Annotated in this window: 16 protein-coding genes; 12 read left to right on the top strand and 4 right to left on the bottom strand. The window is 60.9% G+C overall.

Annotated elements, in window-relative coordinates:
- The first annotated feature begins 155 nt into the window (after positions 1–155).
- The 3 genes from BGRAMDRAFT_RS10125 to BGRAMDRAFT_RS10115 are packed head-to-tail and all read left to right on the top strand — an operon-like array spanning position 156 to position 4,043.
- Positions 156–1,115 (top strand): UDP-glucose 4-epimerase family protein, encoded by a 960-nt coding sequence (locus BGRAMDRAFT_RS10125; RefSeq protein ID WP_006048625.1) that lies wholly within the window; start codon positions 156–158, stop codon positions 1,113–1,115.
- Between the two features lie 10 nt (positions 1,116–1,125).
- Positions 1,126–2,148, top strand: a complete 1,023-nt coding sequence (locus BGRAMDRAFT_RS10120; protein WP_006048624.1) for an MraY family glycosyltransferase — start codon at positions 1,126–1,128, stop codon at positions 2,146–2,148.
- An 11-nt stretch (positions 2,149–2,159) separates the two neighbouring features.
- Complete coding sequence (locus BGRAMDRAFT_RS10115; RefSeq protein WP_006048623.1) at positions 2,160–4,043, top strand: polysaccharide biosynthesis protein; 1,884 nt, start codon at positions 2,160–2,162, stop codon at positions 4,041–4,043.
- A 1,067-nt stretch (positions 4,044–5,110) separates the two neighbouring features.
- Here BGRAMDRAFT_RS10115 and BGRAMDRAFT_RS34480 read toward each other — a convergent pair.
- Both BGRAMDRAFT_RS34480 and BGRAMDRAFT_RS35315 read right to left on the bottom strand, forming a co-directional pair.
- Positions 5,111–5,254, bottom strand: coding sequence for a hypothetical protein (locus tag BGRAMDRAFT_RS34480; RefSeq protein WP_006048622.1), 144 nt, complete (start codon positions 5,252–5,254; stop codon positions 5,111–5,113).
- A gap of 25 nt (positions 5,255–5,279) precedes the next feature.
- Positions 5,280–5,456, bottom strand: coding sequence for a hypothetical protein (locus BGRAMDRAFT_RS35315; protein ID WP_161966560.1), 177 nt, complete (start codon positions 5,454–5,456; stop codon positions 5,280–5,282).
- Positions 5,457–8,090: 2,634 nt separating this feature from the next.
- On the opposite strand from BGRAMDRAFT_RS35315, the gene BGRAMDRAFT_RS10105 reads away from it, so the two are divergent.
- The 8 genes from BGRAMDRAFT_RS10105 (at position 8,091) to BGRAMDRAFT_RS36080 (ending at position 17,277) form a co-directional block, all read left to right on the top strand.
- Positions 8,091–8,756 (top strand): nuclease-related domain-containing protein, encoded by a 666-nt coding sequence (locus BGRAMDRAFT_RS10105; RefSeq protein ID WP_006048621.1) that lies wholly within the window; start codon positions 8,091–8,093, stop codon positions 8,754–8,756.
- A 1,531-nt stretch (positions 8,757–10,287) separates the two neighbouring features.
- On the top strand, positions 10,288–11,814 hold the full coding sequence (gene istA / locus BGRAMDRAFT_RS10100) for an IS21 family transposase (RefSeq protein ID WP_044020054.1): 1,527 nt from the start codon (positions 10,288–10,290) through the stop codon (positions 11,812–11,814).
- On the top strand, positions 11,804–12,580 hold the full coding sequence (gene istB / locus BGRAMDRAFT_RS10095; RefSeq protein WP_006046815.1) for an IS21-like element helper ATPase IstB: 777 nt from the start codon (positions 11,804–11,806) through the stop codon (positions 12,578–12,580). The genes istA and istB overlap by 11 nt, the downstream gene beginning before the upstream one ends.
- A 287-nt stretch (positions 12,581–12,867) precedes the next feature.
- Positions 12,868–13,338, top strand: a complete 471-nt coding sequence (locus tag BGRAMDRAFT_RS34475) for a hypothetical protein (protein ID WP_153067608.1) — start codon at positions 12,868–12,870, stop codon at positions 13,336–13,338.
- Positions 13,339–14,042: 704 nt separating this feature from the next.
- Entirely contained in the window at positions 14,043–15,140 is a 1,098-nt protein-coding gene (locus BGRAMDRAFT_RS10090; RefSeq protein ID WP_006048618.1) for an integrase domain-containing protein, read from the top strand.
- 9 nt (positions 15,141–15,149) lie between these two features.
- On the top strand, positions 15,150–15,533 hold the full coding sequence (locus tag BGRAMDRAFT_RS10085) for a hypothetical protein (RefSeq protein WP_006048617.1): 384 nt from the start codon (positions 15,150–15,152) through the stop codon (positions 15,531–15,533).
- A 234-nt stretch (positions 15,534–15,767) separates the two neighbouring features.
- Positions 15,768–16,415, top strand: a complete 648-nt coding sequence (locus BGRAMDRAFT_RS10080) for a hypothetical protein (RefSeq protein ID WP_006048616.1) — start codon at positions 15,768–15,770, stop codon at positions 16,413–16,415.
- A 715-nt stretch (positions 16,416–17,130) separates the two neighbouring features.
- Positions 17,131–17,277, top strand: coding sequence for a FitA-like ribbon-helix-helix domain-containing protein (locus tag BGRAMDRAFT_RS36080; RefSeq protein WP_409372887.1), 147 nt, complete (start codon positions 17,131–17,133; stop codon positions 17,275–17,277).
- A 262-nt stretch (positions 17,278–17,539) separates the two neighbouring features.
- On the opposite strand, the gene BGRAMDRAFT_RS10070 is transcribed toward BGRAMDRAFT_RS36080, so the two are convergent.
- On the bottom strand, positions 17,540–18,640 hold the full coding sequence (locus tag BGRAMDRAFT_RS10070; protein WP_006048615.1) for an MraY family glycosyltransferase: 1,101 nt from the start codon (positions 18,638–18,640) through the stop codon (positions 17,540–17,542).
- Between the two features lie 252 nt (positions 18,641–18,892).
- Here BGRAMDRAFT_RS10070 and BGRAMDRAFT_RS10065 point away from each other — a divergent pair, with 252 nt between their 5' ends.
- Complete coding sequence (locus BGRAMDRAFT_RS10065) at positions 18,893–20,542, top strand: methyl-accepting chemotaxis protein (RefSeq protein WP_006048614.1); 1,650 nt, start codon at positions 18,893–18,895, stop codon at positions 20,540–20,542.
- A 75-nt stretch (positions 20,543–20,617) separates the two neighbouring features.
- On the opposite strand, the gene BGRAMDRAFT_RS10060 is transcribed toward BGRAMDRAFT_RS10065, so the two are convergent.
- Complete coding sequence (locus tag BGRAMDRAFT_RS10060) at positions 20,618–21,052, bottom strand: diacylglycerol kinase (protein WP_374709762.1); 435 nt, start codon at positions 21,050–21,052, stop codon at positions 20,618–20,620.
- Positions 21,053–21,184 lie beyond the last annotated feature (132 nt).

Below are 21,184 nucleotides of genomic sequence, written 5' to 3'. Positions count from 1 at the left end.
ACGTTCCCAGTCAGACTTCCTCTTCAGCGCCGCCGATGGCAGGATTGTATCGTGTCTCAAAACCCTTTCCCGACGTGCCGGGGTAGGGCAGGCTTTGCCTGCACGCGCTCGCGGCTGCGGCCGCTGCCGCTGCCGCTAGCAGCGGAGGTGCGCTCATGACCCAGCGTGTGCTCGTGACGGGCGCGAATGGCTTCGTCGGCAAAGCGGTCTGCAAGGCCTTGCTGCAACGCGGAGATTCGGTGACGGGGCTGGTGCGCCGCGCCGAGACCGGCGAGCCGGGCGTGCGCGAATGGTGCTTCGACGCGGCCGACTTCGAGAACCTCGAAGCGCGTTGGCCCGCGGACTTGTCCTGCGATGCGGTCATCCATCTTGCAGCGCGCGTGCACATGATGCGCGACACCACGGCCGATCCGCTCGCGGCCTATCGCGCGACGAACGTCACTGGCGCGCTGCGCGTGGCCGGGGCGGCACGTCGCGCGGGCGCACGGCGCTTCGTGTTCGTGAGCAGTATCAAGGCGGTGGCCGAGAGCAGCGCCGGCTGGCCGATCGCGGAAACCGACCAACCGGCGCCGACCGATCCGTACGGCATCTCCAAGCTCGAAGCCGAGCGCGCGCTGATCGACTATGGCGCGAGGTCGGGCATGGAGATCGTGATCGTGCGGCCGCCGCTGGTTTATGGCCCGGGCGTGCGGGCAAACTTCCTGCAACTGATGAGCGCCATCGCGCGAGGCATTCCGTTGCCGCTGGGTGCGATCGACGCGCGCCGCAGCCTCGTCTTTGTCGACAATCTCGCGGATGCGCTGGTCCACTGCACGACCGATCCGCGCGCGGCGGGCCAGACCTTCAACGTCACCGACGGCCGAGATCTGAGCGTCGCCGAACTCGCGCGAGCGCTTGCGACGCAACTGCATGCGCCAGCGCGGCTCGTGCGGGTGCCGGTTGCCGTGTTGCGGCTCGCCGGCCGCATCACGGGGCGCTCGGCGCCCATCGATCGTCTGATCGGCGAATTGCGTCTCGACAGTTCGCACATTTGCGAACGCCTCGGCTGGTATCCGCCGCATACGGTCGAACATGGCCTGCTCGAAACGGCGGCCTGGTATCGCGCCACGCACTGAACGTACTTCGATGCCATTTGCCTCGCTCTCCGCTCATCACGCTGTGCAGTTGCTGCTATGGGGCGCACTCGCGTTCTGCGCCTGCGCCGCCATTCTGTGGGCGCTGCTCAAGACCGGCCTCGCCTGGCGTCTTGCCATCGACATTCCCAACGACCGCTCGCTGCACACGCGCCCCACGCCGCGCGTCGGCGGCTGGGGCATCGTGCCGGTGGCCGTCGTACTGATCGGGCTCGTGGCGCCCGCGCTGTGGCTGCCTGCGCTGGCGGCGGCGCTGCTCGCCGCGCTCTCGCAGATCGACGACCGGCGCGGCTTGCCGGCGCGCGTGCGCTTCGGCGGACATGCGGCGGCGGTGGCGGCGCTCATCATCGTTTATCCCGCCGATGTGCCCGGGTGGGCGCTCGCGGTCATGGCGGTTTTACTGGTCTGGCTGGTCAATTTATACAATTTCATGGACGGCTCCGACGGCCTCGCGGGCGGCATGGCGCTATTCGGCTTTGGCGGTTATGCAATCGCCGCGTCAATTTCCGGCCGTCCTGACGCCGCGCTCGCGGTCGCTTCGGTCGTCGTGGCCGGCGCGGCGGGAGGTTTCCTGCTGTTCAATTTCCACCCGGCGCGCATCTTTCTCGGCGACGCCGGCTCGATCCCGCTCGGCTTTCTCGCAGGCGCGCTCGGTTACTGGGGCTGGCGCGAGGGCGTGTGGCCGGTCTGGTTTCCCGCAGTTAGCTTTGCGCCGTTCATCGGCGATGCGTCGGTCACGCTTGCCAAACGCCTGCTGCGCGGTGAAAAATTTTGGGAAGCGCACCGCGAACACTACTATCAAAGACTGGTGCAGTCGGGTTTCGGTCATGCATCGACGGCGCGCATTTGGTATTTGTTCATGACTGCGGGCATAATGCTTGCTTTGTGGGCGCTGGACCTGTCGGTGCCCAACCAGTGGCTGGTGGTCGTCGCATGGGCTGTCGTGCTCGTCGTCGCCGGGCTTTTTATTGATCGTCGCTGGCGACGCCATGTGCCCCGTTCAGGGCAATCCTGAGGTTCTGCGCAATGAAGAGATTCAAAGCCCGATGGCTTTCGTTCAGTGCGTTTGCGTTTGACCTGTGCGCGGTGGCGGTCGCCTGGATGCTCGCCTACGTGATCCGCTTCAACGGCCCGGTGCCGGCGCCGTTCTGGTCGAGCGGCATGCATGCGCTGATCTGGGTGCTGCTCATTTACGCAGTCATGTTCCGGAGTTACGGGCTGTATCGCGGCATGTGGGTCTTTGCGAGCCTGCCGGATCTCGTGCGGATCGCGAAAGCAATCGGCGTCGGCGCGCTCGTCGTGATGATCGCTTCCGCGCTGTTGCAGCCGGCGCCTATCGTGCCGCGCTCCGTGCTGATCGTTTCGCCGATGCTGCTGTTTCTCGCGATGGGCGGCTCGCGCGCCATCTATCGCGCGGCCAAGGAGTTTTATCGCTACGGCGGGCTCGTCGGCCAAGGCAAACCGGTGCTGGTGCTGGGGGCGGGTAATGCGGGAGCGAATCTGGTCCGTGAACTGAAGCGCTCGGGCGAGTGGCGTCTGGCGGGTCTGCTCGACGACGATCCGGTGAAGCAAGGCCGCGAGATCTACGGCTACCGCGTGCTTGGCGCGATCAGCGATCTGCAGAAAATCACCTCCGAGCTGAAGATCGAGCATGTGATCATCGCAGTTCCGTCGGCTTCCGTCGAAGTACATCGGCGCATCGCGACGCTCTGCGTTCGCGCCGGCGTTCGCGCAATGACGCTGCCGGCGCTCACGCCGCTGACGCAAGGCCAGGCCTTCCTCTCGCGCGTCCGTCAGATCGATCTGGAAGACCTGCTTGGCCGCGATCCGGTCATGATCGACACGGACGACGTGGAAGCATTGCTGAAGAACCGCGTGGTCATGGTCACAGGCGCCGGCGGCTCGATCGGCTCCGAGCTATGCCGGCAGATTCTGCGCTTCGGACCGGCGCAACTGGTGGCGTTCGACATCTCCGAGTTCTCCATCTACCGACTCAACGAAGAGCTGTGCGATAAGTATCCGGAAGTGTCGGTGGTGCCGATCATCGGCGACGTCAAGGACTCGCTGCTGCTCGATCAGGTGATGGCGCGCTACAGCCCGCATATCGTCTTCCACGCCGCGGCGTACAAGCATGTGCCGCTCATGGAAGAGGTGAATGCGTGGCAGGCCGTGCGCAACAACGTGCTTGGCACCTATCGCGTGGCGCGCGCGGCAATCCGTCACGACGTCGCGCGTTTCGTGCTGATTTCCACCGACAAGGCTGTTAATCCGACCAACGTGATGGGCGCGAGCAAGCGCCTCGCGGAGATGGTGTGTTCGTCGCTGCAACAGCAGGGCGCGCGGCGCACGCAGTTCGAGACCGTGCGCTTCGGCAATGTGCTCGGCAGCGCGGGCAGCGTGATCCCGAAGTTTCAGGAGCAGATTGCGCGCGGCGGTCCGGTCACGGTCACGCATCCGGAAATCACGCGTTTCTTCATGACGATTCCCGAAGCTTCGCAGCTCGTGCTGCAAGCGTCGAGCATGGGACACGGCGGAGAAATTTTCATTCTGGACATGGGTAAACCTGTACGCATCGCCGATCTTGCGCACGATCTGATTCGCCTCTACGGTTTTACGGACGAGCAAATTCGCGTGGTATTCACGGGTCTTCGTCCGGGCGAGAAGCTTTACGAAGAACTGCTGGCTGACGACGAAACCACCACGCGCACGCCGCATCCCAAGCTGCGTATCGCGCGGGCGCGCGAAGTGTCGGACAGTCTGATCGACAACCTGCTGCCGTGGTTAATGCAGCACCGGATTCCCACCGACGACGAGGTTCGCCGCGACCTACGCCGTTGGGTTGCCGAGTACCAGCCAGCGACGTTGACCGCACTGCGCAGCGTGCCTGCGCCGGTAACGCGCATCTCATAGCTGTCTCGCGAAGGGAATTGACGTGACAAATTCCCAAGGCTAAGAAGCCAAGCGCGATGCGCAGAACTGAACGGCCAACCTTACACTGGCCTCCGCGGAACAAGACAACGGTTGTGAGGATTCTCCGTCCTATCCAGTAAGCGCCGATGGCAACATGTTGAATGGTGAGCGGTATTCCGGCAGGTTCTCGCCTGCATTGCGGTCAATCACTATAGGTGACGCGAATTCGCCTAATATTGGAAAGCACTTCACGAAATCAACTTGAGGAAGCGCGCCTGTAACTGGTGCATTGTCGAAAGTCGTCGATTAGCTTGCTACAAGCCTACCAAAAGATTCGGTAAGTGAAGTCAGGAGTGCCCACTACGCGACTCAGCGGCGATCCCTTGCTGAGTAAGTACTGCGGCGGCGCGCAGTGCTCTGCGTGGCACTGCCCCGAGCCGAAGTCACCTCCTAGTCCGGCCGAGTTGGAGGTGCAAGTGCTGCAACGCGAGCTCGATCTCATCTCGCGGGCGTGGCAAGAGCGCGCGCGGCTTTATCACTGAACTTGTACGTCGCGTTTGCCTCAATCCAATGCACTCCATTTGGAGACGTCACTGAAAGTGTCGGGCTATTTGCGATTGTCGCATTGGTCACTCCATAGGATGACTGAAGGATCGCCCCATTTCTCGGTTGAGCGTCTGCACACCGCTGCGGTGCTCAGAACAGCGTCAAGCTTCGTGGGCTACGCTGCCTTGACTTCTCGCTGATCTCGGCAAGATGAAATCGTCAATCCGATTTCATTGGGCCATGCACTTCAAAACACTGTACTTTCCCGATTCCGCCGCGAGCGGAGGCAATGCCGAACGCAGACGAGGTCATAGGAACCTCCGCAACGACCCTCTCTATAACCTTCGCAACAACATTCGCAAACCGGGACGCGTCGCGCCTTTATCGCCTGGCCGCGTCTTTCCGCGCGATGGTTCTGCGTCTCGCTCTGCGCTGCTTCGTCGGATCTTGAACCGGTGTGAGGGCAGCCTCGAATGAAGTCGCGAGCAACGGCTGCGGATGAGCAACCCCGACCGAAGCGCTCAGCGGCATTCGCCGATGCTGAAATAGCGCATCTGGAAACGGTGGTCCGGTACTTCGTTAGTAGCCGCGCGTCCGATGATTATGATTACTTTGACGCGTCCTACTGGCTTTCGCGCGTCGTAGGCATCGGCCAGCAGTTCCATCTCGTTCCCGCTCAGCAGGGACGACTCACCGCGTTGCGAACCATGCTTGTGGGCGCAGCACCGCCAAAACCGGCGGCGTGTCCACACAAGTGCTGCGCATGTGGCCGGTGACATCGGGGAGGCGGCTGCGTCGGCGGCGTTTGATCCGCAACTTTGCAACCACACGGCGCAAGATCATCGCGGCCCCTTTCGATGTCGTCATTGAAGCTATCGTAGATAGACGGGCCCGGTTCTTCAGCAGCACCGAATCAGCGCAACACGAGCTTGGACGAAACCGCGGACGGCATGTCCGCACGTCGTTCCGGGACCTGCACTGTAGCAGTGAGCGGCTGCATTCATGCATATCTTGCGAACATGACCGGCCGCTTTCGGCTCGTGACTGAACCGACCCAGTGGCACGATTCGCGTTGAGCAGACATCACCACACGCCACGGCGCCAAAACCCCTGCACGGAGGCAACGGGGCGGCCGCGCAAGTTTCCCGCAATTGGCAGTCGCGTTGGTCGACATGCGCAGATCGGGCTTGCGTACTGGCAGAGCACGCAGAGTTTCTCGCCGATTTCTGGATCCAGTCCACGCTAAGCTGCGGAGTTGTTAAGACTAAGGCTACATACCCCGGCTCTTGGCCGGTGCGCTAAACGGAAAATAGATTGGCTGTCGCCCTCGCGCTGCGTGTTCGCCCATCGCCTCCACGACGTCGCGATGCGTGGAAGAAGACGGGGTAGTTTCCGTTAGTGTGTCTCTTCCTTTGAAGGTGCTGGAAGCGGCGGTGCGCTGCTAGAGAGTCCGCTGTCGCATGATCATCGGTATGTCCAATCGACTCGATCGGTCCCGCCAAACAATCTGGCGGACTCAATCCTCTGATAGCGAAACCGGTCGAAGCAGGACGCTGCCTAACGCACTAGTCGCCGATTTTGCAATCTGCTTAGCCCGCGACTTGGCTCCCTTGCTGGGGACGCATGGTCCGTGCCTCACGGAGTCTCCGCACGTCCGGCTGGTCGCGCCGGCGTGATAGTCAATAGCCGATGCTGCCACCGGTTTCGTCGCGGTCAGCAGGCTGGCGCGAGTATTGTGGCAATTGCCTTGCAGCGTGTCTGAACGCCAGCATATCGGCTGAAGGTGTGTCTCACCAGATGAGCGTTCGATTCGTGGTGCAACGCGATGGCTATGAGCGACACCGTGGACCTTGGGATGCTGCCGCCGCCTAAACTTTGAACTCGACGCTACAGCGTCGGCGTCGGCGTCGGCGTCGACGCCAGCCAAGCGCGATTCCCTCTGCGGTCGTGCTTCACCTATCCACCAATTTTGGTGGATAAGCTGCTCCCAGGACTCTGGCGCCACTCAAGATGGGATGGCCGTGCGCTCGCGAAACGCCCACCACTATCGTCATCATTTGAGGAGCTGCGTCGGATGAGCCGGTTTAGGATAGGCATTGCCGATACAGCGACGGCATCGCACCGAACCCTTTGCTGAAGCCCGACAAAACGATCTATCCATGACCGGAACATTCCACACGAGCGGGGGTAGGTTGGCGAACACCTTAACGGCCCACGCAACGCTAGGTTATCCGAATCGAGCCAAGAAACTGCACGCGATGACCGAACGCCAAAAAAAATTCGCGACTTCTCGCCAAAGGCGCATGAAATACTGCTCCCTTTGCTTGGGGAACTGTTTTCCATTCGCGAAGAGCTAGCAGTGCTACCGTCTGCCGGGTCTTCAGGTCCCATTGTTAGGGCGGGACTGCGTTGTCTTGACAGGTGAATTTGTCGTTACGCATATCTCTGCGTCTGGCCGGATTTCGATGGACTATGAAGTCGGCAAATTGGGCATTGCGACCAAATCGCGGGAAGTGAGCACCTACGCATCTCCTATTGCATAGACTGCCCCGGCCGTGAGCTTTTTGGGAGCACTGTTGGCCAGATTCAGTTCCCCAGCTGAAGCGATCGCGAATTGACGGTGAAGACCGGAGCTGGGGTACGGCGTCCCGACGTCACTGCTGAAGCTAAGTGAGCCAGTGCGTTTTACCACACGCCGTATTTCCCTCTTCAAGTAATGGACGACCGCCTACCATGTGGTTGTCGACTCCTTTCTGGTACGCGCCCAGAGTTGTTGCGAGCGGATGACTGCGAAGAGCTATGAGCGCCGATGAAAAAACGACAAGTCATTGGATGCAGCCAGCGCTGATTTCGATGATGTCTTTACGCGCTGGCAGTCGAGCCTGTCACCATACACCCGCACCTTCTGGCGATAACCGATTACTGATGCCGGCCTTGGCGCCGGCGATCTACTGCGAGTGATGTTTGCGTTTCGACATGCAGACGCGAACCGGTTTGTGGGGAATGCCGGTGGCAGATATCTAGCGGATCGCTTTCTTATTCAATCAGCCATCATAGGGCTCAACCGATTGGCGCCGCCGGTGGGGAGAACTCTCCAGCGGCTGCGTTGCGGCCGACTTCTCCGCACCGGCCGGCCGAAACCTCCGCCGCTATACCCACCGAAATGATCGTCGCTCTCCGCGTGGCTTTCGGCGCGAGCAGTGGACCTTCAGGCACGCGAGATCGCCCATGTGCTCGCTTGAAGAAGAGAAGGTCAACGGGCTGAACCTCGAAGGCATTTGTTGGTTCGGGTCTGTAGGCTCGCTATCTCGGTCATTTCACGTTGACTTGACTTTGCGCCACACATGGCACGCTGCAGTTATCCAAGGCCGTCCTGACTAGCGACGTCTTGGACCTGCTGCGCAGTTCGGTGTCACCGAGTGCCACGCTGCGCTCTTAGACGAGCCGAGCGGGGCGAATGCTGCCTGTCGTTTAACCGCTCGTTCAATCAACGGAGAATATATGGAACGAATCAAGTTACAGCACCCTTTGGCCGGGAATAATGCAGTTTCCACCGCCGCGTTGCGGACGGATTTCAGTGCGGCCGCTAAAGGACAGGACCTCGGTCAAACTTCGTGGAAGGTTCAGCGCCGTCATGAGTGCTCGCCATTATCAGGGCGTATTCAATCGCTGCTCGAGGCAATGACCGGAGATCCATGCTTCGTTCGCCGTGGAGTGCTGCTGGAGCACGCCCCAGGCACGCTCAACCCGGTGACCTGGCTGGACTGTTTGGCTGTAACTCCATTTGGGGTCTTTGTCGTCGATCAGTACGACTGGACGGGCACAGTGACGCGTTCATCCAGCGAAGAGGAAGTAGTTCTGCATGAGAAACCAGGTGTCGTCTCGATTCAAACGTCGCCATTGCGCAGGGCAAAGCCGGCACTCCGGTATCTACGCTCGGTCGTCGGCCATTGTGGTTGTCCGGTCGAGTCCATTGCGGTGTTTGCCGATTCCTCGTGTACGCTCGATCCCGCCTTACCGGTCAACCTCCTTCAAGCTATTGAGTTGCGCCACTTTATGCGCTCGCGTTTGAACCAGTTCCGCGATAGCCACGCGCGGTTTGCAGCAGCGGCGAACATCGCGGCGAACCTGCAGTCGCGAACTGCAGACTGGGGCGAAGGTGGTTGACGAAGCACGCGTTGCTGGCATCTGCAAGTAGGGTGTCGTTGCTGAGGTCGATTTTCGAGTGTGAACCGCTGTCGATGACGAGACGCGCGGCGAGAGCCCAATGTTGTGTTTTAGCTGTTGGGCCGCGCCAACGCCTCATTGCGGACCACGGTCGTCGTGGCCCTTGCCCCATACCAATTCCAATAAACGCGGGTCGCAGGAAATGTGCTTCCTGTGAAGGACATTTCGCTCAACATCTAGGCGACGCGGACGGCTCCGGAAAACTTCCAGAGATACAACGCAAGCTTATAGCTGCAGATTTAGATGCTGAAATCACTGCACAGATCGGTGGAGAGCAGGCCATGGACCCGGGAAGTCGCTGGAGACAAGCCCACTTTCCAGACTGTTCTGTTCGAGGCTCGCCGCTACCTTGATGCGATGACTCGCGGTGTCACGCTGCATCCATCAAGATAGTGCTCCCACGCCTTTGAGTCTAAACGCGGTCGGGCTTCGCGGCCAGACGCAGAACTTGATAGGTAGGCCGGGTTCATTGCAGGGTTGACGGCTTGCAGAGGCGCAGCCGGCGCGAACTCGATATCTTGCTGGGGTCGGCATGTTTGTCAGAAGGTCTTCCCGACTGCGGTAGACCGGTCCTTCACTTAGGAGTAGCTGCTTTATGTCCCGCTTCGACTACATTCGCGCCGCGTACCGTCTTCGTCACAAGCTCGCGCCCCAGTTGGCTTTCGCCTTGGCAGTCGTGGCTATTCTTGTCTATGACGCTTTAACTATCCCTCTGTTTTACTGGTTCAACTGAGTTCGCGGGTCAACCCTCGCGGATCACTAGCGGGTAAGGAGCATTGAAGGCCAACTCGCCGCCTCGACGGGAGCTGGTCGAGGCTGTCACATCGGCGCTTTTGTGCCCTTCCCCGCTCCTCGGTCGCAACTAACCTGTTCTCAATGTCGTTACTCGGTGACATGTGCGCGTCGGCATTGTATTGACGCGCAAGCGACTGCACGCTAACGCCGCGGCACAGCGTTGGCATTAGCAGTTGCCAGGCGGTGAAGTTGGAGAGGGCCGGTTGTACAGGAGCTGGGTGAGGATGAGTTGATACTTGCTGCTCACCCTGGCCACACCGATCTGAACCTGGACCGGGTACGGCAAGTCAGGCACTGAACCAACATTTCACATAGGCGTGCGGTGACCCGCCGACCGCCGTTGACTAGTTGCGCCAACGCTTTCCTTGACTTTCGATGATGGCAGATATGATTAAGATACCTAACTAATGAAAGGAGAAAAAGCATGCTTATAAAACTGCTCTTGCTTGGCGCCGCGTTTCTTTGGGCGTACATGAGCCTAACCGACGAGCCTTCCCCGGAGGAGCCGGGTTCAGGTGGGTTAAGGCCCGCAGTCGGAGCTGGAGCAGAAGGGGAGAGGCAAGTGTCCTCTGATTGTTGATTTGCACTGAATCCTGACCCACCCTACGCAGTAATTTGCATCGAATATTGACCCACGTAGAACACTGACCTGCTCGGGAACGGGCAGGGGAACGGAGTGATCGACGTGGCTATATTGAGCATCATCCGACGCTGGCACTTTCGCGATCATGTCTCGTTGCGCGAGATTGCCAAACGACTGGGCGTGTCGAGAAACACGGTCCGGCGTTACATTCGGGCCGGTACGGTCCTGCCCGCCTATCCGGAACGACACAGTCCCAGCAAGCTCGACGGGTTCGCTGCGAAGCTCTCGAGCTGGCTGAAGACCGAAGCGAACCGGCCCCGCAAGCAGCGAAGAACCCTGAAGCAGATCCACGCAGATCTGTGCGCGCTCGGCTTCACCGGCTCTTACGACCGGGTGGCGGCGTTCGCTCGGCGCTGGCGGCAGGAGCAGCACGAGCAGGCAAAGACAACGGGACGGGGAACGTTCGTGCCGCTGCGGTTTGCCGCTGGCGAAGCGTTCCAGTTTGACTGGAGCGAGGACTGGGCCGTTATCAATGGCGAGCGCACCAAGCTGCAGGTCGCACAGCTCAAGCTCAGCCATAGCCGCGCCTTCTTCCTGCGCGCCTACCTGCTTCAGACTCACGAGATGCTGTTCGACGCGCACTATCACGCGTTCGTCGCCTGGGGCGGCATTCCACGCCGCGGCATCTATGACAACATGAAGACCGCCGTTGACAGAGTGCGACCCGGCAAGGTGCGCGAGGTCAACGCGCGCTTCAGCGCGATGGTTAGTCACTACCTGTTTGACGCCGAGTTCTGCAATGTCGCCTCGGGCTGGGAGAAGGGGCAGATAGAGAAGAACGTCCAGGACAGCCGTCACCGGCTTTGGCAGAAAGCGCCGGCGTTCGGCTCGCTCGCCGCGCTTAACGACTGGCTGGCCGACCAGTGCGTGCTGCTGTGGCAACAGACGCGGCACCCGGAGCACGACACGACCATTTGGGATGCGTGGGCGGCCGAGCGTCCACACCTGATGCCGGTGGGCCAGCCATTCGATGGTTTCGTCGAACATACCAAGCGCGTTTCGCCCACCTGCCTGGTGAACTTCGAGCGCAACCGCTATAGCGTACCGGCGTCGTTTGCCAACCGGCCCATCAGCCTGCGCGTGTATGCCGCAAAGCTTGTCTTCGTCGCCGGAGGTCAGGTGATCGCCGAGCACGAACGGCGTATCAACCGCAGCCACAACCACGGCGAGACCATCTACGACTGGCGTCACTACCTGGCAGTCCTGCAGCGCAAACCGGGAGCGCTTCGCAACGGTGCACCCTTCACCGAGTTTCCAGCTGGCTTCCGCAAGCTGCAGGGCGTGCTGCTCAAGCGCCCGGGGGGCGACCGGGAGATGGTCGAGATTCTGGCGCTCGTGCTGCTGCACGACGAACAGATGGTGCTCGCTGCCGTCGAGCTGGCATTCGAGGCTGGCGCGCCGAACAAGCAGACGGTGCTGAACATCCTGAGCCGCCTGCTTGACAGCCCGCCTGTGCCACCGCTGCAGACGCCACAGGCGTTCACGCTGACCGTCGAGCCGCAGGCCAATGTCGGCCGGTATGATCGGCTAAGAGACCGCGAGGACAATCATGCAGCCTGACGTGATGATGCAGATGCTCAAGTCACTCAAGCTGCACGGTATGGCTCAGGCACTGGGCGAGCTCGCCGCTCAGGACTCGCCGGCCTACAAGGCGGCTTCACTGGTGCTTGCCGGATTGCTCAAGGCAGAAATTGCAGAACGGGAAGTGCGCTCACTCGCTTACCAGATGAAGGTGGCGCGCTTCCCGGCGTATCGCGATATCGGCGGCTTCGACTTCAGCTGCAGCGATGCCAACGAGGCGCTGGTGCGGCAGTTGTACGAGTGCGAGTTTATCGACTCGGCGCACAACATCGTCCTGGTGGGCGGACCCGGTACGGGAAAGACGCATCTGGCAACCGCGATCGGTGTGCAGGCTCTCGAACATCATCGCCGCCGGGTGCGCTTCTTCTCCACCATCGAGCTGGTCAACGCACTCGAACAGGAGAAGCTCGTGGGCAAGCCCGGACAGCTCGCCACACGACTTATGTATGCCGATCTTGTGGTGCTGGACGAGCTCGGCTATCTGCCCTTCAGCCAGACCGGCGGTGCGTTGCTGTTCCACCTGCTTAGCAAGCTCTACGAACGAACCAGCATCATCATCACCACCAATCTGAGCTTCGCCGAGTGGGCCAGTGTGTTTGGCGATGCCAAGATGACGACCGCGCTGCTCGACCGGCTTACGCACCACTGCCACATTGTAGAAACAGGCAACGATAGCTATCGTTTCAGAAACAGCACGACACAGCCCAAAAAGGAGAGAAAGAAGACCCAGATACCCACCGAATAACCCGCAAAGCTGGTCCAACGGGTGGGTCAGAATTCAATGCAAATCGTGGGTCAGGATTCAGTGCAAATCAACATCCAACGACTCCATTCGCGGCAGCCCGGCTGCCAATTCTGGTGTTCCGTCTGGACCATCAACCCGGCATGTGTGGTCACCGGGCAGTGAACCTCACCTCCTTTCCTTGACAAGGCTGCCTACGGACTTGTGTCCGTGGGGCGGTCGATGTCTTGCCGGAGATTCGCCTTTATTACTTTTTTCCTAGTGGAGCAGTCGTGAACAATGGAGCAATCGTGAAATTTGTAAACGTTGAAGTTTCTTACGAGGGCGGCACCGTATTGGGAGACCGCGTGCTGCTTGACCTCAAGTCAGCACATGTCACTCTGCCGCCGCGCCTTGCTTCCCTGATGGAAGTGCTGAATCGGTGTGATCAGCTGAAATCGTTTGTCGCAGATTGCGGCGGCACCCGATACCTGGTGAAGCATGAAACAGGGCGAGGGTACTTTGTTGACTTCAGTGCGCCTTGCCGTCGTGGGTTCGCTGCAGGCGCTATGCACCTCTTTTCATCTTCTCCTGCGCAGCGACGGCTCAACGGGCGCTTCGCTCATATGCTTAGCGCGATGGCGCTCATTGGAGCGTGCTTTGAAGTAGCCACGATGCATGGTTTCAGCTGGCATTCCCTGCTTGAACCTCTTTGTCTTGGTGTATCGTCGATCGCGCTCTTTGTCGTCGGGCATCGCTGTTTCGCAGCCCGTTGTCTTTGAGGATGTGTTGCACCGCCGCCGAGGCGGTGCAACACCTTATGTCCGATGCCAGCAAGCGGTAACTGGTGGAGGAGAGTCAGTGGTGCCGGCTCCTTCGAGAGCGATACCACCAGACAATGTTCGGCGCAAAGGTGTGATTCCGGCCGATCTCGCCAGTCTCACGCGCTATGTACGTCACATGCAACGCCAGACGAAGCTCAGCTACGCGAGCAAGCGATCTGGCAGTCGGTGGCTGCGATGTTCTGCATGATGGCGGATCATCTGCAGCGTACGGCATCGCCTTAACCGGCTTCCTCTCGAAAATGCCTTGTCGCCCGCAACAGTTATTGCGGCGTAAGCGCTCCTGATGCGATTGCGGTCAGTTTCGTCACTGGACACGTGACTCAGGCAGCACCGGACCACGGGCCACCTGGTACCTCCGGCAAATCGCGCCACTTGGCGGCATTCGCCGTCCTCTCCCATTACTTCACCCAGAAGGCCTATCCGTCACGGATCCCACAGCTCAACGCAGTACCGGCCCTCCTTGCGAAGCACGAACCAACCTATGCGCCTGGCTCGCCCCGGTCCAGCGCTTTCAATACAGGCACTGCAGGCAGCGCCGTCGAACATGACATGCCTTGCAAAAGCCGTTATTCCGGGGACCTGTTCGCGTCACGCGCGCGCGAATCACGGGTTAGTACGCGCGCACACCGGAGGTTCCGACGATGAGCATGATGTCAAAAGCGGTACACGATGCAGCGGTAAGCAGCAAAAGAGCGGGCGGCAGCTTCGCAACACAGCAGAACAGACGGCTGGATACAACAGGGCTCCTGCGCTTCGCCCGGCAGGTAGGTGAGATGCGCGCATCCATCACGGAGATCCCTGCATGGGTAATTCGCGCCTATGCGCAATACAACGTCGCGCAAGGCAAAGCAGCAGGCACGCTCGCGAATATGTTCTCGGCTATCCGTGTGACGTCTCGCCACGCCGGTCACGACATAAACGAGGTCTGCAGCAATGAAAGCCTCGAACTCGGCCGACGCGTCAGGATGGGAGCGAAGCGGGCAATGACGGCTGCAGAAGTTGACGCACTGCTCGCGCGGGCGAGCAGGGTGGACACGGGACTCGTCCACATGATCTCGCTGGCACTTCATCTCGGGCTCCGAAGAAAGGAGGCGCTGATGTGCGCACCCGATCTGCAGATGTGGCTTGATGGCCTTGCGCGCGGTGACGCGACGCTTGCACTGATGCGCGGCTCGAAAAACGCAAGGCCACGGCAGGTGCGCATCATCGCGAGCGAGCGTGAACGGACGACCGAGGCCGTCCGCGCTGCTCTTGCCTACAGCCGCGAGCATGACCTTCAACTGGTCACGGGGCAACAGAAAACGCTCAAGTCGTCGATGAACCGACTGAAAGCCTTGCTTCGTCGTGCGGGCATGACGGGAACGCTCAGCTTCCATTCGCTTCGCTACACCTATGCGCTCCAGAGCGCGTTGGAGATGCTGGAAGCGGGGATGGCCCCGTATGAGGTGCTCATTGAACTGAGCGAATCACTCGGGCATGGGCCAACACGGGTGCAGATGATTCTGGCGCACTACTGTCAGCCCATCAAAGGCAGGTTCCAAAACCACGTCTCCGAGCAACACATCGCGGCGGTACGTCGGCGCAAGCCATCGCCCTTGCCGCGTGCACGGGCACGTCTACTGGCGAAATATCGGCACCAAGAATTGAGCGGCCATCCGATCGGGCGGCGGGACATGTCACGCGGTCCGGTAGCTGCACCCGGTTGGCCGTCGACCGACAAGCGGAAATCACAACCCTGAGGTGTTTGCATGTCTGGAATCCTGCTGGTTCGGGAGGCGACACGTTGCGCCGAAGAGATCGGACTTAACGAATACATGCGATCGATCACGAGTGCCGTGTGGACCGCATTTGAACATTCTCTGCCGGGCTCGACGTGCCCGGCGCAGCTGGAAGACATCGATGTTCAGCTTGTTGAGCGCTTCATCGCGTCACGCGCTGAGGAATGCACCGATGTCGAAATTCTCCTGCTGGAGATCACCTGCATCAGGTTGACGTTATTAGCGTCCGGTTTTGGTCACAGGAAGCTGGATGCGCTGAGGGTGCGGGTCAAGCGCGAGCGACTGCGCAACGACGCAAATGGCAAGTACCGGTTCGCAAAGACGTTGTGCAGGCCGGCTTCGTCTGTTTCCTGACTTGCTAGCCAGCAGGCGACGCCGGACTGTTCCCCGCGGCGAAGCTACGATCGCTGCCTCCCGTTGCGCTCTTGAAGTTGATTTACCCACTGGAACTAAACGAGTCGTTTTTTGCCGCCCGCATGCGCGCGCCGTTCGGCGGAGAAGATGGACGGTAGCGTGCTCGTCGCGGCGTCGTACGGCGGCGATCGCATTCGGCGCTGTCCAGATGACTAACTAGATACAAGGAAAACCATGTACGTTCACTATGACTACCGTTATGTCATTGCCTGCAGCACTATGGGCAGGGAGATGCGCCGGGAATTTCGCAACCTTGTCAGGGGGAAGGTGCGCGTAACATGCGACCGCCGCACCCAGACAGTGACGCCCGTGTCGGCGGAAGGGCAATGCCGACGGATTGCTGAACTGCTCGAGGGTTTCGAGGCGCTGCGCTCAAGCGGCTTTGCCCTGCAAAGTCCATGGAACTTCAAGACCAAGCATCTGCGCTTTCTGATCGATCGCTGGTCAACACAGCAGATGACCCGCGAAGAACGCGCCGAGCAGTATGAACATTGGTGCCAGTTCCTGCTGTGGATCCGCAAGCAGCAGCTGATTAGTCTGCTAAACGATTTAATGAGGACATTGAACTCGACGGGCACGAACGGCAGTCGTCCGGGTATGCATGCGGTTGCCTATGCGCGGCCCGTCATCCCTATCCTCACGCGCGAGAAGATCATGGAGGTTCTGGACGACCAGCGCGGGAGTCTGACAAGGGCGGCGTGCGCTTTACGGACATCCACACGTTTCATCTATGAGGTGCTGGGTGAGGGGCAGCCGCCGGAAAAGCAGCTCCCCCCCGGGCTTACCATCTTAACTGCAGGCTCAGTGCTGACAGCGGACTAGGTACAGCAGCTGCGCCCGGGAGCTCGCTATTTCCCGGAGGGCCATTCGCGACGCAGTTTGCATCGGAGCACTTCTGCTTGAAACGCCTTACGCGTTCCCGGATGAGCTCCGCTTCATGAGCGGCCGAAAGTTTTTGGCGCTCGAACAGCGCTGGTGCGGGAAACGCTCGGGCGACGCCTGGCGCTCCTCATCTCACATCTGCGAGGGGCCTCGAGCGACCATCTGCTTCGCGCGCTCGTCGGTGCGAAAGTGCGACCGGCTGACCTTAGTGGCATTCGTCTCGCGCGGGGACATGTCAGAAAGCGACTTGTCATCGAGTGCGACGACGCGGGCTTCCTGTACAAGTATCGCCGTGAACCGGAGCAGGCAATGCAGCAGACACGAACGAGGCTGACCGAGACTCCCGAATTTAGCGGGATGTCTCGGATGATATTCGCATCGCAGCGGTCCAGGCATCATCTGCTCTCGGTCGTCTAAGTAAAGTGTGAGTTCGGTCAGTGGCACAAGGATTTGGCTCGCGATTGACGCACGCGTGTCACTTTCGCGATGACCGTGAGCGGCGCAACTTCATCAAGAGCAGTGGTGGCGTGCTCGTCGCTCTAAGCACAGCCGCGAGACAGGCGCTCGGCATTCGGGTTGCAAATCGTTTCACGTCGGCCGCGGAGTGGATGCGTGCACTTCACGCGCCTGACTCTATCGCTGACGCTATCAACGCGTGGAATCATTTGTGGCAAGTCCGCTGTTGAGAGCTCTGGATGGTAAACCCGTCCAGAGCCTGCGGGAGTTGGCCGCAGCGCAGGGGCGCAGCGCTGAAGCCGAGCACCGCAATATCGTGGCAAAGAGATCGGGCGTCTTAGCGTGAGAGCTTCGCCGAAGCGCTGACGAACATCCCTGACGTCGGCTTCGATGCTGATTTCCTGCGTGCCGGCGAAACGGGCGGCGCGGGGGTATCGGCTCGACGTCAAGATCAGCAGCGCAGTCCGGAAGCGTGCCCGCGCGGAGAAGGGCGTCGCGACGCAAAGAAAAGCGCGGCGAACTGGAAGATGGGGCCGATCGAGCCGGTTTGGAGCGCACTGCAATCTGTCGTCGGCCTGCACCGCCGATGCAGTGCGGCGCAACTCGACTTACCGCTTGCCCTTCCTCACCACCATCCACCGCGGCGACTTGAACCGCACGATGCTCACATAGAGCCACACATAAGTCGCCGCGAACACCACCACGAAGCAGAACAGATGCAGCGTATGCCGCCAGAACAGCGTAGCCGGCACCACTGCAATCAGACACAGCAGCCACAAATAAGGCGACGTCAGCGAATTGCGCCGCGTGAGTTCGCGTGCGGTGCGCGTACCGACTGCCCAGCGCATCAGCCGCTTATACACGAGCATATGCAGATGCACGCCATCGGGAATGCCGGGCGACATGCCGCGAATAAACTTCTTCCGGTAAATCGAGAAGCACGTCTCGAAGATCGGATACATGAAGAGCAGCACCGGATACCACGCTGACACATCGCGATTGCGCATCACCAGCATGATCGACAGTTCGGCGAGCATGAAGCCGATGAAATACGCGCCGCCGTCGCCGAGAAAAATCAGACCCGCCGGGAAGTTCCAGATGAAGAAGCCGAGCACCGCGCCCATCATCATGAACGATGCCGACAGCACGATCGGATCGTGCACCTGGAACGCCACGTAGGCGAGCGACGCGAACATCATGAACGCGACCATCGAAGCCAGGCCGTTGAAGCCGTCGATGATATTGATCGCGTTCGCCAGTGCCGCGACCGCGAGCACCGTCACCGCGCACGAAATCACCGCGTACGAGAGCAGAAAGTCGAGCGGCGGCACGCTGATGCGCGTCACCGCGATGTCGAGCAGAAAGTACGCGAGCGCGGCGGCGGCCATCGTGCAGACGAGACGCGCGAGCGGCGACACGCGCTTGGTCAGGTCTTCGACGAGACCCGAGCCGAAGGCCGGCATGCCGCACGCAATGAGTCCGAGGATGCCGCCCGACACCGCAGGGTACGCGCCGTGCAATTGCACCGCCGACGCGATCAGCCCGAGCAGAATGCCCGTTCCGCCGATGCGCGGCACCGGACGCACATGGAATTTCTGCACGCCGGCGAGATCGGTGTCCGTCGAAAATTTTTCATGCAGATGCGCGTAGCGCACGATCAACAGCGTGATCAGCAGTGAAACGAGAAAGCCGAGCGCAAAACTAAGCATGAAAGTGGGCCTGAGCGAAGACGCCGAATTATACAAACGAAACCTTGCGCGCCCGGAAAAGCGCCGGGCTCGCCGATGCCGCCGACTATCCCAGATAGTGAGGCGAGAATGGCCCGGAAAGCCGCGCCAGTCATGGATTTCACCTATTCAGCGAGGCTTGCCGCGAGCCGTTAAGACTGGATGCGGCGAAGTGCGGACAACGCGGGGCAACACGCACTCGCCGCGGATCGACAAGACCGTTCCGGAGAATCCATGCTAAACAACATCACAATTCGTGGCGGCCTGACGCTGGTCATCAGCGTATTCGTTGCCTTTCTGCTGACGGTGATCGGCGTCGGCTATGGCGCGCTGAAGCTCGCCAACAGCAGCCTCGCCGACACGCAGCGCAGCGCGTCGGCGCTCTCGCATCTGAAGGCAAGCTCGGAGAAGCTCCTGCAAGTGCAACTGGCGCTGGGCTCGTATCAAACGCTCTTTAGCATCGGCAAGCAGACCGACGATCTGCTGCCCGCCGCGCACAAGGTGCTGGTCGAGTCCAACAACGACTTCCGCAATTACATGGCCGGCCCGTTTGCGAGCGACGCCGAGCAGAAGCTCGCGCAGAACGTCGAACAGGCGCGCGGCGCGCTCGTCGATAAGGCGATCGAACTCGAGTTCAAGGCGCTCACCGACTTCGACTTCAACACGTTCCGCAACATTCAGGGCGAGACGGCGAACGCGTTTTACGCCACGTATTCGAAGGCCATCGACGCACTCGAACACGCGCAGATCGAGAATCAGCATCGCCAGGCCGCGACCGCGGAACAACGCTTCCAGATGGCGACGCTGCTGTTTGCCGCGATCGGCGCGCTTGCCATCGCGGTGGGCGTGGCGGCGCGCATCGCGTTGTCGGCGGCGCTGATCAAGCCGGTCAACGCGACCGTCAAGCACTTCGAGCGCATGGCCGCAGGCGATCTGACGGTGGCGATCAAGAGCCAGTCGCGCAATGAAATGGGCCAGTTGCTGAGCGCGTTGACGAAGATGCGCGACGGTCTCGTCGAAACGGTCTCGCAAGTGCGCGGCAGCACCACGGCCATCACGCAGGGCGCAAACGAAATCGCGTCGGGCAACACCGATCTGTCGGCGCGCACCGAGCAGCAGGCCGCGGCGCTTCAGCAGACGGCGGCCAGCATGGAGCAGCTTTCCGCGACGGTGAAGCAGAACGCGGACAACGCGAAGCAGGCCAACCGGCTGGCGCATGGCGCGCTCGATACCGTCACGCGCGGCGGCAAGGTCGTGTCGCGCGTGACCGAAACGATGGACGGCATTACGGAGTCGTCGCGCAAGGTGACGGAGATCATCGGCATGATCGAGGGCATTGCGTTTCAGACCAATATTCTCGCGCTGAACGCGGCCGTCGAAGCGGCGCGCGCCGGCGAGCAGGGGCGCGGATTTGCAGTCGTGGCCTCGGAAGTGCGCAGCCTCGCGCAGCGCTCGGGCGCGGCGGCCAAGGAGATCAAGGAGCTGATCGGCGATTCGGCCGCTCAGGTCGAGCAGGGCGCATCGCTCGTCGCCGAGGCAAGCCGCACGATGCACGAGGCGATGCAGTCGGTGGAGCGCGTGACCGGCATCATGGGAGAGATCGAAGCGGCTGCGCTCGAGCAGAGCGACGGCATCGAGCAGGTCAACAAGGCCGTCTCGCAGATCGACGAAGTCACGCAGCACAACGCGGCGCTCGTCGAGGAGGCCGCGGCGGCGGCGAAATCGCTGGAAGAACAGGCGGCGGTTTTGCGCGACGCGGTCGCGGTGTTTCGCGTGGATGGCGCTCAGTCGGCCGGAGCCGCGGATGGCCGCTCGCTGTCGCGTGCCGACACGCGCCGTCCCGTATTGCCGGCGCGCGACGCTTCGCCGCTGCAAGTGGCTTGACGTCGAATGTCGAATGGTGGGCGGGCTTCCGAAGGCCCGCCTTGCGCGCGGCTTCTGAAGCCAGCTCAAAGAAAACTAAAGATAAGCCTCAGCCAGCCTGACGACCACCGGCCCGGCGAGCAGCAGCCAGACCGTCGCGCAGATCAACAGCGACAACGTGACCGCCGCGCTGCCGCAATCCTTGGCCCGCTTTGAAAGCTCGTGCCGCTCCAGCGAAATGCGGTCGATTGCCGCTTCGATACTCGAATTCAGCAACTCGACGAGCAGCACCAGCAGCAGCGACGAAATCAGCAGCACGCGTTCGACCGGCGTGACGGGCAGCAGCAAGGCAAACGGCATCAACACCGCGGCGAGCGCGGTTTCCTGACGGAATGCGCTTTCCTCACGCAGGGTCGTAAGGAATCCGTCATAAGAGTGCCGCAGCGCGAACAGTCCGCGCAAGATTCCGCTGCGTTTGGGAGCGACGGGAGACGGCGGCGGATCGTTCGGGCGGCGCATCGATCGGTTCATTCTGGACATCCGCAGAAGCATGCCACACGGGCCTCTGTCTGTGTGGCCGCCGGGTGTTCGCGCTGCTACTGTCTCGCGCACGCGACATCGTGCGGCATCATTTTGAGATTTGCGCTCCAGTTTTCGGCTGCC

The organism is Paraburkholderia graminis C4D1M, assembly GCF_000172415.1.
Classification (GTDB): Bacteria; Pseudomonadota; Gammaproteobacteria; order Burkholderiales; family Burkholderiaceae; genus Paraburkholderia; species Paraburkholderia graminis.
This window is presented reverse-complemented; position numbering and strand designations above follow the sequence as displayed.

Coding starts and splice junctions, on each gene's coding strand:
- BGRAMDRAFT_RS10125 (WP_006048625.1), top strand. CDS start 156: ATGACCCAGCGTGTGCTCGTGACGGGCGCGAATGGCTTCGTCGGCAAA.
- BGRAMDRAFT_RS10120 (WP_006048624.1), top strand. CDS start 1,126: ATGCCATTTGCCTCGCTCTCCGCTCATCACGCTGTGCAGTTGCTGCTA.
- BGRAMDRAFT_RS10115 (WP_006048623.1), top strand. CDS start 2,160: ATGAAGAGATTCAAAGCCCGATGGCTTTCGTTCAGTGCGTTTGCGTTT.
- BGRAMDRAFT_RS34480 (WP_006048622.1), bottom strand. CDS start 5,254: ATGGAACTGCTGGCCGATGCCTACGACGCGCGAAAGCCAGTAGGACGC.
- BGRAMDRAFT_RS35315 (WP_161966560.1), bottom strand. CDS start 5,456: ATGACGACATCGAAAGGGGCCGCGATGATCTTGCGCCGTGTGGTTGCA.
- BGRAMDRAFT_RS10105 (WP_006048621.1), top strand. CDS start 8,091: ATGGAACGAATCAAGTTACAGCACCCTTTGGCCGGGAATAATGCAGTT.
- istB (WP_006046815.1), top strand. CDS start 11,804: ATGCAGCCTGACGTGATGATGCAGATGCTCAAGTCACTCAAGCTGCAC.
- BGRAMDRAFT_RS10090 (WP_006048618.1), top strand. CDS start 14,043: ATGAGCATGATGTCAAAAGCGGTACACGATGCAGCGGTAAGCAGCAAA.
- BGRAMDRAFT_RS10085 (WP_006048617.1), top strand. CDS start 15,150: ATGTCTGGAATCCTGCTGGTTCGGGAGGCGACACGTTGCGCCGAAGAG.
- BGRAMDRAFT_RS10080 (WP_006048616.1), top strand. CDS start 15,768: ATGTACGTTCACTATGACTACCGTTATGTCATTGCCTGCAGCACTATG.
- BGRAMDRAFT_RS10070 (WP_006048615.1), bottom strand. CDS start 18,640: ATGCTTAGTTTTGCGCTCGGCTTTCTCGTTTCACTGCTGATCACGCTG.
- BGRAMDRAFT_RS10065 (WP_006048614.1), top strand. CDS start 18,893: ATGCTAAACAACATCACAATTCGTGGCGGCCTGACGCTGGTCATCAGC.
- BGRAMDRAFT_RS10060 (WP_374709762.1), bottom strand. CDS start 21,052: ATGAACCGATCGATGCGCCGCCCGAACGATCCGCCGCCGTCTCCCGTC.